At 64.7% G+C, this 15,487-nt stretch carries 18 protein-coding genes; 4 read left to right on the top strand and 14 right to left on the bottom strand.

The annotated features are described in order from the left end of the window. Nucleotides 1–47 precede the first annotated feature (47 nt). Nucleotides 48–707, bottom strand: a complete 660-nt coding sequence (locus tag QQ977_RS14350) for a cyclase family protein (RefSeq protein WP_285926455.1) — start codon at nucleotides 705–707, stop codon at nucleotides 48–50. A 106-nt stretch (nucleotides 708–813) separates the two neighbouring features. Between QQ977_RS14350 and QQ977_RS14355 the strand changes: the two genes are divergently transcribed. Next, nucleotides 814–1,833: an aldo/keto reductase gene (locus tag QQ977_RS14355; RefSeq protein WP_285926456.1), complete on the top strand. Its 1,020-nt coding sequence runs from the start codon at nucleotides 814–816 to the stop codon at nucleotides 1,831–1,833. Here the strand turns inward: QQ977_RS14355 and QQ977_RS14360 are convergent. From QQ977_RS14360 to QQ977_RS14370, 3 genes are all read right to left on the bottom strand, one after another. After that, the gene (locus QQ977_RS14360; RefSeq protein WP_285926457.1) at nucleotides 1,809–2,474 is read right to left on the bottom strand and encodes a DUF7546 family protein; all 666 of its coding nucleotides are present in this window, start codon (nucleotides 2,472–2,474) and stop codon (nucleotides 1,809–1,811) included. The genes QQ977_RS14355 and QQ977_RS14360 overlap by 25 nt on opposite strands. Further along, the gene (locus QQ977_RS14365) at nucleotides 2,475–3,896 is read right to left on the bottom strand and encodes a heme o synthase (protein ID WP_430540833.1); all 1,422 of its coding nucleotides are present in this window, start codon (nucleotides 3,894–3,896) and stop codon (nucleotides 2,475–2,477) included. A gap of 86 nt (nucleotides 3,897–3,982) precedes the next feature. Beyond that, complete coding sequence (locus QQ977_RS14370) at nucleotides 3,983–4,270, bottom strand: DUF7111 family protein (RefSeq protein ID WP_285926458.1); 288 nt, start codon at nucleotides 4,268–4,270, stop codon at nucleotides 3,983–3,985. 88 nt (nucleotides 4,271–4,358) lie between these two features. On the opposite strand from QQ977_RS14370, the gene QQ977_RS14375 reads away from it, so the two are divergent. Beyond that, entirely contained in the window at nucleotides 4,359–5,309 is a 951-nt protein-coding gene (locus QQ977_RS14375; protein WP_285926459.1) for a DUF3267 domain-containing protein, read from the top strand. A 32-nt stretch (nucleotides 5,310–5,341) separates the two neighbouring features. After that, on the top strand, nucleotides 5,342–5,623 hold the full coding sequence (locus tag QQ977_RS14380) for a helix-turn-helix transcriptional regulator (RefSeq protein ID WP_285926460.1): 282 nt from the start codon (nucleotides 5,342–5,344) through the stop codon (nucleotides 5,621–5,623). A 118-nt stretch (nucleotides 5,624–5,741) separates the two neighbouring features. Here QQ977_RS14380 and QQ977_RS14385 read toward each other — a convergent pair whose 3' ends face one another. The 5 genes from QQ977_RS14385 to QQ977_RS14405 form a co-directional block, all read right to left on the bottom strand. Further along, nucleotides 5,742–7,046: a digeranylgeranylglycerophospholipid reductase gene (locus QQ977_RS14385; protein ID WP_285926461.1), complete on the bottom strand. Its 1,305-nt coding sequence runs from the start codon at nucleotides 7,044–7,046 to the stop codon at nucleotides 5,742–5,744. Nucleotides 7,047–7,085: 39 nt separating this feature from the next. Beyond that, nucleotides 7,086–7,799: a metallophosphoesterase gene (locus QQ977_RS14390; RefSeq protein ID WP_285926462.1), complete on the bottom strand. Its 714-nt coding sequence runs from the start codon at nucleotides 7,797–7,799 to the stop codon at nucleotides 7,086–7,088. After that, a complete protein-coding gene (gene artA / locus QQ977_RS14395) occupies nucleotides 7,796–8,827 on the bottom strand; it encodes an archaeosortase A (RefSeq protein ID WP_285926463.1) in 1,032 nt (343 codons plus the stop codon). The genes QQ977_RS14390 and artA overlap by 4 nt, the downstream gene beginning before the upstream one ends. A 133-nt stretch (nucleotides 8,828–8,960) precedes the next feature. Continuing rightward, nucleotides 8,961–10,025 (bottom strand): DUF354 domain-containing protein, encoded by a 1,065-nt coding sequence (locus QQ977_RS14400; RefSeq protein ID WP_285926464.1) that lies wholly within the window; start codon nucleotides 10,023–10,025, stop codon nucleotides 8,961–8,963. A 352-nt stretch (nucleotides 10,026–10,377) separates the two neighbouring features. Further along, complete coding sequence (locus tag QQ977_RS14405; protein WP_285926465.1) at nucleotides 10,378–11,781, bottom strand: MBL fold metallo-hydrolase; 1,404 nt, start codon at nucleotides 11,779–11,781, stop codon at nucleotides 10,378–10,380. 471 nt (nucleotides 11,782–12,252) lie between these two features. Here QQ977_RS14405 and QQ977_RS14410 point away from each other — a divergent pair, with 471 nt between their 5' ends. Further along, complete coding sequence (locus QQ977_RS14410; protein ID WP_285926466.1) at nucleotides 12,253–13,032, top strand: winged helix-turn-helix transcriptional regulator; 780 nt, start codon at nucleotides 12,253–12,255, stop codon at nucleotides 13,030–13,032. 45 nt (nucleotides 13,033–13,077) lie between these two features. Here QQ977_RS14410 and QQ977_RS14415 read toward each other — a convergent pair whose 3' ends face one another. The 5 genes from QQ977_RS14415 to QQ977_RS14435 are packed head-to-tail and all read right to left on the bottom strand — an operon-like array spanning nucleotide 13,078 to nucleotide 15,292. Then, entirely contained in the window at nucleotides 13,078–13,848 is a 771-nt protein-coding gene (locus QQ977_RS14415; protein WP_285926467.1) for a proteasome assembly chaperone family protein, read from the bottom strand. Between the two features lie 3 nt (nucleotides 13,849–13,851). Continuing rightward, nucleotides 13,852–14,034: an RNA-protein complex protein Nop10 gene (locus QQ977_RS14420; protein ID WP_285926468.1), complete on the bottom strand. Its 183-nt coding sequence runs from the start codon at nucleotides 14,032–14,034 to the stop codon at nucleotides 13,852–13,854. 3 nt (nucleotides 14,035–14,037) lie between these two features. Next, complete coding sequence (locus QQ977_RS14425) at nucleotides 14,038–14,838, bottom strand: translation initiation factor IF-2 subunit alpha (protein ID WP_285926469.1); 801 nt, start codon at nucleotides 14,836–14,838, stop codon at nucleotides 14,038–14,040. Next, the gene (locus QQ977_RS14430) at nucleotides 14,835–15,008 is read right to left on the bottom strand and encodes a 30S ribosomal protein S27e (protein WP_285926470.1); all 174 of its coding nucleotides are present in this window, start codon (nucleotides 15,006–15,008) and stop codon (nucleotides 14,835–14,837) included. The genes QQ977_RS14425 and QQ977_RS14430 overlap by 4 nt, the downstream gene beginning before the upstream one ends. Before the next feature lie 5 nt (nucleotides 15,009–15,013). Continuing rightward, nucleotides 15,014–15,292, bottom strand: coding sequence for a 50S ribosomal protein L44e (locus tag QQ977_RS14435; RefSeq protein ID WP_285926471.1), 279 nt, complete (start codon nucleotides 15,290–15,292; stop codon nucleotides 15,014–15,016). Nucleotides 15,293–15,487 lie beyond the last annotated feature (195 nt).

Genomic DNA, 15,487 nt, shown 5'->3' on the forward strand with positions numbered 1-15,487 from the left:
CGTTCCGGATCGACGGCTCTCGCACCGACTCACGTCCGAGGGCGCCATCACTCGCGAACTGCAACCGCCCGAACCGGCGCGGCGTCACCGGCTGCGAGCGCGAGCGGATACGCGTGTAGTTCGAAGGTGTCGGGAACCGCCGCGAGCCCCCGGAGGTTCTCGAGGAGCAGCCGGTCGTCCGCGAAGAGGGCACGATGGACCGGGAAACCGTCCGGCTCGTCCGCTTCGGCGTTTGCCGTCGGCGTCGGGTCCACGTTCGGGGTGTCGATCCCGACGTGGACGTCCCACTCGAGAAGTACCTCGGCGGCGTCCGCAGTGAGGTAGGGGTGCTCGAGGTAGCGATCGGTCCCCCAGGTCTCGTCCCAGCCGGTCTGGACGACGAGCAGGTCGGCCGCCGTGACGGTCGACGGCGTGACGTCCCGCAGTCGACCGGCGTCGATCGGCTCGCGGGCCGCGAGCGGTCGGAGGTCGATCCGACGAGCCCCAAACCGGAACGTCTCGAGCGGGTAGGACTCGAGGCCGGGTCCATCTGCGAGCAGATGGGCGGGTGCGTCGACGTGCGTGCCGGCGTGAGTTCCAAGCGAGAGGGAAGTGACGCGGTAGCCATCGTCGCCGACGGTCGCAGCCGGTTCGACTTCGACCGGCGGATCGCCCGGATAGACCGGCGTCCCATCTGCGAGCGGATGCGAGAGATCGTACGTCGCCATCGGACGGATCGACGGTCGCGACCGTCTTGGGTTTTGGTTTGCTCGGCCCAGCCGAGCCGGCAGCCACGCCCCTCAGCGTTTTGTCGGTCGCCTTCGAACGCCATCCATGGAGTACGTCACGCTCGGGAACACCGGTATGACAGTCTCGAGACTCGGCCTCGGAACCTGGCGGTTCGGGAAACGACACGGCGACGTCGTCGAGACCGATCGCGAACAGGCCCACGAACTGCTCGAGGCCAGCCGGGACCGCGGGATCAACTTCATCGATACGGCAAACGGCTACGGCGATCCGGACGGCACCGCAGAGACGTGGATCGGCGAGTGGCTCACAGACCACGACCGCGAGGAGTTCGTCATCGCCTCGAAGGTGTACTTTCCCTTCGACGGCTGGGGCGAACCCGGACCCAACGACTCCGGTCTGAGCAGAAAGCACATCCGCGCCCAGATCGAGGGCACCCTCGAGCGACTCGGGACGGACTACCTCGACATCTACTACATTCACCGCTGGGACGAGTCGACGCCGATCCGTGAGACGCTTTCGGTTCTCGATGATCTCGTCCACGAGGGGAAAGTCCACTATCTGGGTGCCTCGAGTATGGCCGCCTGGCAGCTGGCAAAGGCGCTGTGGACGAGCGACGTCGAGGGACTCGAGCGCTTCGAGGTGACCCAGCCGATGGTCAACGCGGTCCAGTACGACGCCGTCGGCGACTACCTCGAGGTCTGTGCCGACCAGGAGCTCGCGGTCTGTCCGTACTCGCCGCTTGCGGGTGGCTTTCTCACCGGCAAGTACGAGCGCGGTCCGGACGGCTCCGTCGAGGCACCGGACGGCACCCGGGCGAGTCTCACCGAGACGTTCGGCGAGCACTACACGACCGGCCGGGCCTGGGACGTCCTCGAGGCGGTCGAGTCGGTCGCCGACGAACTCGACGCGACGCCGGCGCAGGTGTCGCTACGCTGGTTGATGTACCACCAGGCCCAGTTCACGTGCGTACCGATCATCGGCGCGCGAACGAAATCTCAGTTCGAAGAGAACGTCGGTGCGACCGACCTCGAGTTCTCCCGTGAACAGTACGACCGCATCCACGAGGCGCGGACGACCGATCAGCGCGCGAGCGGTCGCCAGTAGAGCAACGCGACGGTGAGGACGAAGGCGACCGTCGAGAGTTCGTAAGCCTGGGCGTACACCGCCGTCGCGACGGCGGTCCCGGCACCGGCCGTACCGGTCGTCAGCGAGGCGAGAATCGGCCAGGCACAGCTCACGCAGGCGAACAGCCCGACGACGCCGCCGGCGGCGGACCTGGCGGCGTCGAGCACCGTCACGTAGACCAGGTAAGCAAGCGAGAGATAGCCTACGAGCTGATACGGAACCAGGGAGACGAGTAGCCACGAGCCGCTGTAAAAGAGTGCGGGCCCGTAACCCGGGGGAAGCGTCGCCTCGAGGCGGAGCCCGTGCGCGTGCCAGTCGCTCGTGAACAGACTCGTCGCGAACAGCCCGCCGACGGCGGCCAGGACGAGAAAGTAGCCGACGGCGACCGCCCCGGCGATCGACTTCTGGCGACGGGTCCCGCCGGTCGGCGTCGTCCGCGCCACGGCCCAGACGCCGACGTTGATCCAGACGAACGGGTAGAGATGAAAGAGGCCGACGTCGACGTTCGCAACCGTGACGTAGATCCCGACGAGTGCGACCTCGAGCGCGACGACGGCACTCCAGACGAGTATCGAGAACGGACTCGGCCGCGAGACGTCGACGTGATCGAGTGTCGACATTCAGAGTACCATCGCGTCGACGAAGATCGCGACGAGGACGGTCCCGAGGAAGGCGTTAGAGGCGTGAAACGCCCGGAATGCGGCGGCTTCGGTCTGCTCGAAATGCAACCGAACGGCGGCCCAGAGGAAGACGCCACCGAAGACGACGACGGTCGCGGCGTACAGCACGCCGAGGTCGGTGACCCAGGCGAGGCCGATGGCTCCGGCGAGCGTCGCAGCGATGTAGTAGACGATGTGCTTTCGCGTGGTCGTCTCGCCGCGGACGACGGGCATCATCGGGAAGCCGCCGCGGGCGTAGTCCTCGCGGTAGGCGAGCGCGAGGTTGTAAAAGTGCGCCGGCGTCCACAGGAAGATGAGTCCGGCCAGTGCGAGCGCCGGGATGCCGATCTCGTTCGTCACCGCCGCCCAGCCGATCAACGCGGGCAACGCGCCGGCCGCGCCGCCGATGACCGTGTTCTGGACCGTATGCGGCTTGAGCAACAGCGTGTAGACGACGCTGTAGAACAGGATTGCAGCCAGTCCAAGCGCCGCGGCCAGGGCGTTGATCGTCAGGAAAACGGAGACCGACGCCCCCGTCAGGAACAGGCCGAACAACACGGCGTTGCGGACGGGAACCAGGTCGGTCGCGAGCGGCCGATCCTCGGTCCGGGACATCCGTCGATCGATGTCGCGCTCTAGGACGTTGTTGAACGTTCCCGAGGCACCGATCGCGAGCACGCCGCCGCCGAGCGTCGCGACGACGGTGTAGAGATCGAGTGCGGGCCCGGCTGCGAGTGCCATCCCGGCGGCGGCGACGAGACAGAGCAGCCACATCAGCCGGGGTTTCATCATCTCGAAGTAGGCTGCCGCCGTCAGCTTCGTCCGGGCGAGCGGACTCGAGGGAAGTTCGCGTGGAGGAGCGGGCTCGTCCTCGAGGGGAGCCGGTTCGGGGGCCGGCTCGATCGCGTCGTCGTTGCCACCGGTCGTCGCCTCGAGGTCCCACGCGAGTGCGAGGACGACGACCGTGAAGACGACGAGTCCGAGCGTCAGGTGGAGGCCGGGAGCGATCGCCGCAGGCCCCATCGTCGCAGTCACCGCGCCGACGCCGACCTGGACGCCGTAGAGGGCAACGCCGGCAGCGAGCGCGTACCGGACCCGGGCGGTGACGTCACCGGCCCAGGCGGCGACCGTCGAGGCGACGACCAACAGCCCGACGAGGACGGCGGCGAGTCGGTGTCCCCAGGCGATGGCGAGTTCGGTCTGGCTCAGGGGGTCGGTCGGCGTGTGACAGAGCGGCCAGGTCGAACAGGCCGATCCGGCACCGGTCAACGACGTGGTCGCGCCCACGACGAGCAACAGGTAGATCCCGAGCGCGGTCGCTGCAAGCAGTCCGGAGAACCGCGTTCGCGTCCCGATCGGTCGCGGGAGGGTGTCCGATGCCACGGCTATTCTACTGGATGGTTCGAGCCATCCCACTTAGGCGCTTCGAGATTCGAACCAGGCGACCACCCCGGCTGATCGATACGATCTCACATCCCCATGTCCTCGGCTGCGTCCGGCACCGGAAGCGACGCCGGCGAAACCTCGAGCAACTCGGCCGCGTGGTCGAGTGCCATCTCGAACCCGTAGTAGCGCTCGAGTTCGTCGCCGTCGGCCGTCGGGCGAACTTTCAACATCGCGTAGCCGTCGACGTTCTGGGCGATTGCCGCGGTTCGACCGTCGCGTTCGAACGCGAGGAGCCGTTCCGTCTCGGTCTCGGTGTAGCGTGCGGTGACGTCTCCCGTCTCGGCGGTGGTCGCTGCGTCCACATCGCTCATGTCTCGAGCTGGGTGACGAACGAACGCCAAGCTATCGGTTCCGGATCACATCGATACGGCTTTTTCCCTGGTATCTCGAGTCGATGTCGTGACGTCGTCGATCCGAACGAGTGCGAACGACCTCGAGCTGGTCGGCTCGATCGACCCCACGGCCGCAGCCACGAGGCGGTGGCTCGTCGTCTCGATCGCGGCGTTCGTCGCGTTCTGCTTCGGATTCGGGGCCGTCTTCGAACGGATCACGGGAGCCGGACTCGAGCCGATCGTGATCACCGCGTCGTCGCCACGTGCGGTTCTCGCTGGAACCGGCCTTCTCGTCTTCTTGCTCGTGTTCGTCGTCGTCCCTCACGAGTTGCTCCACGGCCTGTGTCTGGTCCGCTACGGCGGCGACCCCACCTACGGCGTCGGTCTCGGCGCTCCCGCCTTTCTCCACCCCCGCGCCTACGCGAGCAGCGAGGCCGTCTACACCAGAAACCAGCTGCTCGTCGCCGCACTCGCCCCGTTCGTCGTCATCACGGTCGCCGGCGTCGGGGCGCTCGCGGTCCTCGAGTCGCCGCTTTTGATCGTTCCGCTCGCAGCCAACGCCGCGGGATCGGTCGGCGACTTCCGGGTGGCCGCAAGCCTCGCTCGCTACCCTGCGGACGTCCGCGTCACCGGTCTCCCGGACGGGAGCGGGCTGGGGGTCTACGGCCGGCCCTCGAGCCGATCCCCGGCCGAGGTCCCGTTCGATGACGTGCTCGCGACGGTGCTCGTGGGCGCGGCTGGCACGCTCACCCTCACGGTCGCGACGCTTTTCGCGGCAGTCGTCACGTCGATCGCCGCCGGCTCCGGAACGATCGTCGTCGGCGAGCCCGACGGTCCGTGGTACCGGTTTCTGTTCCGTCACGACCTCATCCGAGGAGGAACCGGTGCGGCCGTCGAGTTCGGCGTTCCGGCGATCGGCGTCCTCGCGTTCGTCGGCGGACTCACGTGGGCGCTTGCCGTCGCGGTCGTCGACCGCCTCATCGGGTCGGCCGACGAACACGCGTCGACCGAACCGTAACGCTCGAGCGCTCCCCCTGCGAACGCCACCGCATGCAGTGGCTCCAGAGCGGACGACGACGCGACCTCTGTGTCGTACTCGCCAGCGCCGGCGAACTCCGCGGACAGCAACTGAAGTCGCAACTCGAGTCGCGGTACGAGACACGCCTCGAGCCCCGATCGTTCTACGACTCGCTGTCGGCGCTGGTCGAAGCGGGACTCGTCGAGAAACGGACCGAGGGCGTCCACGACGTCTACGTGCTGACCGACGACGGCGAGAAACGCCTGCGAGAACACTACGAGTGGGTTCGGAACTGTCTCGAAGAGGGCTCGTGATACCGCCTGCCAACACGGCAGACACCGATCGCGTCTCGATGCCCGCCACGTTCCGCGACGGCGTCTCGAGTGTGATCGGGCGTTCACTGACTGTTGTCTAGCAGTATGACCGGGTCGCTTAGCGGAACCACGACGGAGTCGGCACCGCGTTCGCTGTCTCGTCGACGCCGCGTTTCAACACGTCGCCCAGGCCGGGTGCGTGTCGGGTCTGGGCGAGTTCGGCGAGCAACGGAAGGTCCCCGAGGTGCAACAGCCGTGCGATCGCGGCCTTGTTCCCCCGGTTTGCCTTCGCCAGGGTGTTCTCGTCGAGGCGTCGCAGGTCGGCCATCAGCGTATCGTAGCGCTCGTTCGGCGCGAGATAGAGGAGATGGGTCATCAGCAGTCGCGAATCCATCCGCGGGGCGACGTCGCGGTGCCACAGTTTATCGTACAGCGCCATCTGTTCGGCGGAGGTGTCGGCGACGCCGTTGTCGAGACAGGCGTCGACCGTCGACGCTGCGGCACGGGCTGACTTCATCCCCTTGTGGATACCCTCACCCCAGAGCGGATCGATCGTCGGAACCGTATCGCCGATGGCCACGAAGTTGTCCGTGCTCAACGAGCCGGGCGGCTGGATGTGTGCCGAACCCCGGTGCTGGATGCCTTCGATTCGCTCTGCACCGTGGAGCCGGGGGTCGGTCTCCATCCAGAACTCGAGGTAGTCGTCGATCGTGAACCCCTCGCGGGCGTTGCGTTCGTGGATGTCGTTTTGGATGTAACAGAGCCCGACCTTCGCGGTGTCCTCGCCCGTGTGGAAGATCCAGGAGTAGCCTCCGGGTGCGAGGTTGTGATCCAGTCGAAGCATCATCGCGTCGGTGAGGTCGGCGAAGCCGGGATGGGAGACGTCGACGCCCTCGAGTTCGTACTCGATCCCGATGGCGTGGTTCTCGCGTTTCAGATCGCTTACGCCGAGTGCCTTTGCAAGCGGCGCACTCGGACCGGTCGCGTCGACGACGATCTTCCCGTAGACCTCCTCGCTGCCGTTGTACTCGACGCCGACGATCTCGCCGTTTTCCATGATGGGGGCAGTGACGCGGGCGTCGAAGCGGTACTCGGCACCGTGTTCGCGGCCGTCGTCGACGAGGAACCACTTGAAGTCGGCGAACTCGAGAACGGCACCGGCCTGTTCCTGTACGAAGTGGTCGTTCGGCGACTCGAGAACGACGCTGTCGGTGTAGTTCATGACGACATCGTCGGGGATCCCGAACGCGGTCATCATCGAGGGGAACGTCCCCGCGGTGGACTTGTTGCTCGTGCGCGGGAACTGCTCTTCCGGTTCGGTCTCGAGGACGACGACGTCGTAGCCCCGTGACGCGAGGTCGCGAGCACACTGTGCCCCGGCGGGGCCGGCACCCGCGATCACTACGTCGTAATCTTCGCTCATACGAGAGTTACTGGGCTGGAGGATAATCAGGCTTCCCAGTCAGAGCAGGTGTCGACACGCGCCAAGCGGTGGAAACCACAGCGACTCTTCGCTGTCGGGATCCCGAACCACGGGGTGAAAATCATCGATCGCGGTCACGAGCGGCGAGTGGATATCCCGACCCGAGACGGTATTTACCGTCATCCCGGAGGCGAGTCGGGTGATAGCCGGCACGACGACCACGTCGGCTCCCTCGTAGGTGTCGGGTCCGTACAGCAGACAGGGCCGTTTCCGACCGTCGATCGACAGCGCCGGGTGGACGTGACCGATCACGTACCGCCTCGCTTCGAGGTCGGGACGTTCGTGGCCGTGGGTGACGACCGTCTCGTCGTCGGAGAGACGATAGTCGGCGGTCGTCTCCCCGTCGTAGACGTCCTCGAGCATCGTATCGTGGTTACCGGGCGTGACGACGAGGGACGCACCGGTCCGGGAGACGGCCGCCTCGAGATCCGCGACCGATTCGGAGACGCCACGTGGAACCCGCGAAAACGAGTGCAACAGGTCGCCCGCGACGACGACCGTCGCCGGATCGAACCGCTCGAGTGCGTCCTCGAGGCGGGCGAGAACGTCCGACCCGTCCGCGATGGGCGCGTCGACGGCCGACGCCGCTGCCCGTCCGAGGTGGGCGTCGGCGACGACGAGCGCGTCGGCGTCGGGGACGTAGACGGCCCTGTTCGCGACGGAAAACGGGACGTCGACGTCGATCGTCGTCATCGATCGGGTTCCGTTCCGCCGTCGGCCCGCGTCGGTTCCCCGCTGAGGGCGGCCTCGAGGTCGTACTCCGAACCAGTGAGCACGAACAGGACGTCCTCTAGGATCTCGAAGACTTCGGGCACGATGCGAACGACGAGGTAGGTGATCGCGACCAGCGCGACGATCGACAGCGACTGGGCGATGAAGTTGTGTGCCACGAGGAAGGAGGTGCGACTCGCTGGTTCGCCCATGTACGTCGTGACGACGTAGATCAGCGGCTCGTACTGGAACCAGCCCCACGGGGAGGCGAGCCCGATGAAGACGTTGCGTGCGAGGTTGAGGATCCAGATGATTCCGACCGCGAGGACGAACGCCGTGAGTTTACGCCGCAACGGTGCCCGCACGGCAGCGACCAGCCCGCCGAAAATCGAGATGCTCCCGATGCCCGTACACGCCATCACGATGTAGGTCGTCCGGCCGGTCACCGTCTCGTCGGGGTCGAAGTCGAAGCGGCTCCGGTAGCCGTTTGCACCCTCGTTGAGCCCCGGACTGTGTCCGAACAGCTCCATCCCCCAGTGAGTCTGGGCCGCCACCGTCTCGATGAGCCACTGGCGGACAAACGGGATCGTCTCGGCTGGGAGGTAGATGATCCCCATGAGCGCGACCGCCTTGGTGAGCAAGAACAGCGAGTCCCGACCGCCCACGAGGAGATAGCCCGTGTAGGCACACAGCGGCAGGGCAGCGAGTGCCAGTATCGTCTGGAGCGGGCTCCGGGCGTCGTAGTAGTAGTACGGCACCATCGTCAGCCAGAAAACGCCGAACGCGAGCCAGGCGGCCGCGCCGACGTAGCGAGGCAGGTCCGGGACGTCCCGCCACTCGAGGGCAAGCGCGAGCACGAACGCACCGATCGCGAGCCACGCCAGCGCATCGGTCGCGGAGACGGACCCGACGAACGCCGCCGTCGGGCCGATCGATTCCGGACCGAGGAGAGCGGACAATCCGGCAGACGTCAGCCCGACGGCCGACGGAACGACGGCGAGGATCGACATTGATCAGTTCGAACCCACGACCGCTCGCGCTATCAACTTGACGCCTTCGAGGACTGTCGTCCTACCGACAACAAGCACGACGAGATCGACGGCCCCGTACCGACCATCGCTCACCGCTGGACAAGTAGTAGCATTATCGAACCGTTGGTGTACGCACTTCGGATTCTACAGGCAACTCCTCACCCACTTTCCTGAGGAGAGCCGTTATGAAGCCTGTCACGTCGATTTTTTCGTTCAACAGCCGCTGTCGACGGTTTTGCCACTGCGTTGGAACGGTCTCGTCGACCGCGAGCTCACGCACCAGCTCGATCGCCTCCTCGTCGTCGTCCGTCGATCGAAGAAGGTCGTACTCCTCTAGTTCGTGGAAGTTACTGAAGGCCGTGAACGACTGACAGCGGACCGCCGGCGTTCCGAGTACTGCCGCCTCGGTCGCCATCGTGCCCGAGTCGCCCGCGTACAGGTCGGCTGCAGCCAACAGTTCGTGGACGAGCGTCGGTGGCACCGGTAGCTCGTAGGGTTGCAGTGCCGGCGGAAGTTCGGTTTCGCTCGTCACGTACACGTCGCCGTACTCGTCGAGCAGCGAGACGAGACGACGCCTGGCATCGGACGACAGTCCCTTCTCCCCGACATCGTGGAGAGCGCCAAATCGCCCGAACCGAAGCAAGAACAGCCGGTTCTCGGGATCGATTCCGTACGATCGCAGCCGATCCGGATCGGGGTCAAATCGGTCGGGATGGAGATACGCAAGCTCCTGGTAGCCGTCGTAGCGGACGTGTTTGTCGCCGTAATCGTCGTTGAACCGTCGGGGCGTGCAAACGACGTCCGCAACGGGCGTCGTAATTCGGTGAGACGCGGCCCCCTCGTTGTCGATGAAGACGACGCTGCGAGCACCGACCAGCGGCGCGACGTGCGAGACGGCAACGCCACCGATAGCGGTCATCACGTCGGGGTCGAGCGCGCGCGCTCGGCGGAGCAGCTTGGCTTCGAAGGTCAACTGCACCAGAGCGAGGTCGAATATCGAATCGTGAGACCCGACGAGTACCTCGTGGTCGATGTCGTAGGCGCGAAGCAGGGGAACGGCGAGGTCCTTTTCGCGCGCGAAGACGTGCACCTCGTGACCGTCGGCTTCGAGTTCGTCGATGGCGTGTCGGTAGAAGTGGACGTGGGCAGGGTGCTGGATGGTGATGATGACGTTCATACGAGCTGGCTCACCCGATTTCGGCCGACCTACTGCGCCGTATTAGAGCAGCTTCCGGTCCAAGAGTAATACTATCTGCTGCCACTGTGTGACGATCCTTGCCACCCCGTGGCGGCGAGAATCGCACGCGACGTACAGCCGGCAGTGTAAGAGGGTTCTGTCGGGTCATTGCGGGAGATGAAATCACAGCTAGGTAGTGTGATTGTTATGTACTGCCCACACCCCGCCGGGACCCAGTACGCACGCGCTAGTAGCCGTCTCAAATACTCTCCAGGGACCAGAGCTCGACACGATGACGCTGTACCGGACCGATTACGGAGCGGGCGAGACAAAACGTCGTCTACAGGCAGAGTCAAGAACGCTCAGCCAGCGACTGTCCGACCGCCTGAGACTCGACATCGTGTCCGTCCGCGTGGAACGATCCCAGACAGTTGAACAGCCCTCGTTCGTAGATGTCGGGTTCTTTGCTGATTCCGAGGTGTGAGCCGATCTTCGCGTCAGCCCAGTAGGCGCTGTGTGGCCCGTCTAACAGTCGGTTCAAGAGGCGCGGATCGATCTCCATTTTCACGTAACCGTCGTACTCACAGACCGCAGGTTTCGACACGACTCGGTAACCGTCGCCGTTCATCGTTAGCTCGAGGTACTCGTCGTCGAGCAACGAGACGAGTACCGTCGTGTCGGTGCTGTAGCCGATGCGCTTGCGTTTGTCCTCTAAGTTCTCGTACGCGTACGGCACGTACGCCTGCAGTTCTGCGAGCGTCGGCATCGGATCGTGCTCGTACTCGAACGTCCGCGTGGCGAGTTCTTCCTCGACGTACGCCTTCACTGCAGCGGGATCGGTCGGCTCGAACGGCGCGGATCGCTCGCCGGATTCGAGATCGATGTACTCACCCGAGTTGAGGAAGACGCACTCGTGGTCGTCGGGGTCGACTCGCGATTCGAAGAACTCGAGTGCGCGCTGGCGTGGCGGGTTCGCCGTGTACTCGTTCAGGTGTGCGAGACTTCCGGCCAGGAGGTACTCGCCGGCGAACGGCATGTAGTAATCGGGCTCGAAGATGTCCAGAAACTCGAGTGCGAGTTCGTGCTTCTCGCGAATCACCCGTTCACGTTCGCGAACCTTCCGCTCGTGATCGTAGTTGGTCACGGCCTGTGGATAGAACTGGGCCGCGCTGTACTGGTGACAGACCAGATCGATGTGGCCGTAATCGCGTTTGATCTTTCGGCAGCCGGATTCGGCGAGCTGGTACGGACAATCGTTCGTGTTCACGATGGTGTGCTCACCGTCGTCGATGACGGCCATCGAATCGACCTGCGTCGATCCCGGTTCGTCGGCCTGGTCGTCGTACCACGTACAGCCGAAGTAGTTACCACACAGCTGTGGATCGCAGCCGTCGGCTGCGAGAACGTTGATGTGCAGATCGCCCGCCAGGTGCGTTCGCTCGTCGTGTGGGAGTTCGATCGCTTCGTACCCGAGATCCTCGACCGCTTCTCGCAGATAATCCCAGCGGTAGTCGTGAATCAACACGGGAATGTCCGCATCCATGCGTTCCAGCGTGGCCGGATCGAAGTGATCCGGATGGATGTGCGAGAGGTAGATGTAGTCGACGTCGGTGAACTCCTCGGGCTGGGCGTCGAAGTCGGGATGGTGCGCCCACGATCCGTAGTACGCCCCGTCCACCAGCCAGGGATCACAGAGGAGTTGCGCTTGTCCGTCGTCGATCAGGAGTGCCGCTGACGAAAGGTACGTTACCTCCATACGCGTTTTCGGAGAACGGCTGGTTTTGTTATTGAATTTATACAGCGCCTCGCCTCGAATTCGTCTTCGTTAGCCCCTCGTACGGGAGCAAATATGGTCGAAGTAACAGAAACGCAGGCCCGGACGTGACAGACGCCTCGTCCGGTTCGTCGACCGAACTACCGTTGTCGTCTCCGTCGAACCTGTCAGCCGAGCTGCCGTCACGGGTGTATCCCCTCCGTTCGTGCCGGTGTCCCCGGAGAGGCGGCCAACGAAAGCCACGATTACAGCGGTTCCCGCGCCTGTGAGGACGTACCGTTAGTTCATCGGGTGCAGTACGAGCCCATACTCTGCTATCACGCGTAGAGTACCACCGTGTACACTCGGATTATCGGTGCCTGTCAGCGGCGTCTCGGTCGGTACCGATTCAGTCGCTCTCGAGAACGAACCGGACCGCGTCACTTTTTGTCCACCTCCGAATACGTACGGGATATGGTTGACGTCCTCGACAACAAGCGAGCCGCGACGCGATTTCGAATTCTCGTCGAGATCGCCGAGCGCCAGCCCGCAGTGAGTCAGGGAGAGATCGCCGACAAGGTCGGGGTGACGAGCCAGGCGGTCAGCGAGTACATTCGCGCGCTCGTCGACGACGGCCTCGTCGAGAAGGAAGGGCGCTCGCGTTATCGCGTCACGAAAGAGGGCGTCGACTGGCTCTTACAGGCCGCAGACGACGTCCGCCGTTTTGCCGACCACGTCACCGGCGACGTCCTCGGGGCGATGGGCGAAGACACCGCCATCGCCACCGCCGACTTAACAGAAGGCGAATCGGTCTCGCTGACCGTCGAGGACGGTCTGTTACACGCCAGCCCGGGGACTGAAGGGTCGGCGACCGGCGTCGCGACGACCGACGCCGAAGCCGGCACCGATGTCGGCGTCACGAGCTTCGAGGGCGTCATCGATCTCGAGCCGGGTTCGGTCACGGTCTGGCAGGTCCCGGTCGTTCGTGCCGGCGGCAGTCGGGCCGTCGACACGGCCGCGATCGAGGAAGGCTGTGCCGACGCCGACCTCGTGCTTGCGGCCGGCATCGAGGCGGTCGTCACACTTCGAGACGTCGACCGCGAGCCATCGACCACGTTCGCCGTCGGTGAGGTCGCCACCGACGCCGCCGAGCACGGCCTCGAGGTGGCCGTCGTCGCGACGACCGACGCCGTTGGCCGGATCACCGACACGCTCCGTGACGCCGACGTGACCTACGAGGTGCTCGAGGGGTAGTACGAACGCGTCCCACGACCTGCTCCGCCGTCGACGAGCGATTCGTCACCCGATGTAGCGCAGATCGTCGTCGCTCGGCAGATCCATCGACTGCTGTTGTTGTTCCATCTCCTGGATCTTTCCGACGACTTCTTCCATCTCGTCCGCTCGCTCGTCGAGCTGTTCGTAGTCGAGTTCGAGCTCGAGGACGTCCTCGAGCACTTCGAGCACTGCCCGGGCACTCTTGGGATCGACGAGGTAGCCGCTGGTCTCGCCCATCAGACAGGCCGCCTCGAAGCCGCGGCGCTCGCTCAAGCCGAGCAGGAGGCCGCTGACGCCGACGATGCCGCCTGCGGGTTCGTCCTCGCGGAACTCGACGCCGGCGTCCTCGAGATCCTCGCGCAGCGACTCGTGGCTGACAGCTCCGAGAACGGCGTACTCCTCGATGAGCTCGCCGGTCGGGACGCCACCGAGCGCGTAGAGGTCCTGGACGCCGAACTCGTCGGCGACGTCGAGGAAGGCGTCGGTGAGCAGGTAGTGACCGTCGTTCGACTGCGCCTGGTGGTCGCCGGTGAGAACCAGCAGGTCCCGGCCAGTCTCGGGTGAGACAGCGTGGATTTCGGCACAGGTCAGGCTCGCGACGCCGTCCTCGATCGAGACCTGTGGCGGGAACTCCCGGGAGTAGATCCGTCGAACGAGCGTGCTCTCGTCTTCGAACTCCTCTAAGACGTGCTCTGCAGCCAGCGTTCCGACGTGGCCGACGCCCGGCAGCCCCTCGACGAGTACGGGGTCTGTGAGCTCGACCGCCGCGACGTCGTCGATTTCCAGTTCGTCCATACCCTATTCGTGATTGCGACGCTTAAGAGCGCGTCGGTACTTGCCGTGTGGATCGGCCGGGTCGAACGGCGCGGGGGCGCTGTTTTCGGCGTCAGCTCCACAGTCGGGACAGCTGGCAGAAAGGGTGTACACCGGTCTGTCGTGGACCTCACGCCACGCCGAACAGACCTGGATGTCGGATTTCACGGCTTACTCGTCGTCGGTCCGACGCTCGCGGTGGTACTCGCCGTCGCCGCCCTGGTCCTCGATGGCGGCGACTGCACGGTCGGCGCTCGCCTCGAGTTCGGACTCGGCGGTCTTGTAGTTCGGTGCCTGCACCTCGATGCGGTACTCCGGCGCGCCGACGTAGCTCACCTCGAGGTCGACCTCATCGGGCACGTTCCCGTTGCCCTCTGCTGCCTGCAGGGCCTCGCGGACGCCGTCGACCCCGCTTTCTGCGGGGTTTTCCAGATCGACGTAACCGGTGACGTTGACGTACGGTACCGAGACGTTCTCTCGGGCGGTGTCGACGATCGCCTCGATCTCCTCGTCGTCGAGATCTGTTCTCTCGAGCGCGTCCTCGCCGTGGATCGCAGCCTGTTTGAAGCCGTCGTAGAGACTGCCGTGTTCAGCGAGCAGCTCGTTCGCGATTGCGCCGTACTGCTCGCCGGTGACGTCTTCGCCGAAGGCGAGCTCCATCCAGTTGTCCGCTTTCTGCTCGTTTTTCCACTGCTGAATCTTCTCGGATCGCTGGTGGTCGTTGACGTCTTTCAACGAGAGGTCGATCTGCTGTGAGGATTCGTCGACGTCTAAGACCTTACAGACGACGATCTGGCCCTCGCTTACGTGATCGCGGACGTTTTTGATCCAGCCGCTTGCGACTTCGGAGATGTGGATCAGTCCTCGCTTGTCCTCGTACTCCTCTAAGTCGACGAAGACGCCGAAGTCCTCAATCTCGTCGATCTTGCCGACGACGAGCTCGCCGGGATCGGGCCAGCCGCTGTACTTCATCGTGACTCGACTGTTTCGACGATCTCGTGGTCGATCTCGGCTTTGCCACCGGTCGGAACAGCGAGCGTCGTGCCACAGACGGCACAGGCGACCTCGGTGGAGGCCTTGCCGAAGACGACCTGTTCGTTCTCACAGTCGCCACAGCGGACGGTGTAGAAGTTTCCTGCCATCGTGATCACTCCTGGAACTCGAGTCGGCCGGCGCGCCATCCCTCACGGAGGTGGGCCTTCCCACACTCGCTGCAGCGGTACTTGAGGTCCGTCTTTTTCGTCGGCTTGTCGCCACTCGGAACCTTCGAGAACTTGCCGCTGTTCCCGATGCCCGTGTTGCGTTTGCGCTGGCGGTCGATCCACTTCATTCCGGTCTGGCGACCGGTACGGACCTTCTCGACTTCGTGTTCGTGGTGTTCGTTACAGTGCGGACAGTACGTGTTGAACCGGCGTGGCATCTGCATGGTTATCTCACTTGCCGAGGGCTACGAGAGGGGCGTTTAAAACGCGTTTGGTTCGCCGCAGGCGTCGTCACGAGAGGGGCCCAAGCGTCGCGAACGCTTGCCGGGCCACACGAGTTGCAAGTGTTGGCCCCTTGCTTATGACTCCCCACTCCCAAACCCGAGCGATGGTTCGATCTGATCGATTCTCTCGGCGAT

Source organism: Natrialbaceae archaeon AArc-T1-2 (assembly GCF_030273315.1).
Lineage (GTDB): Archaea > Halobacteriota > Halobacteria > Halobacteriales > Natrialbaceae > Tc-Br11-E2g1.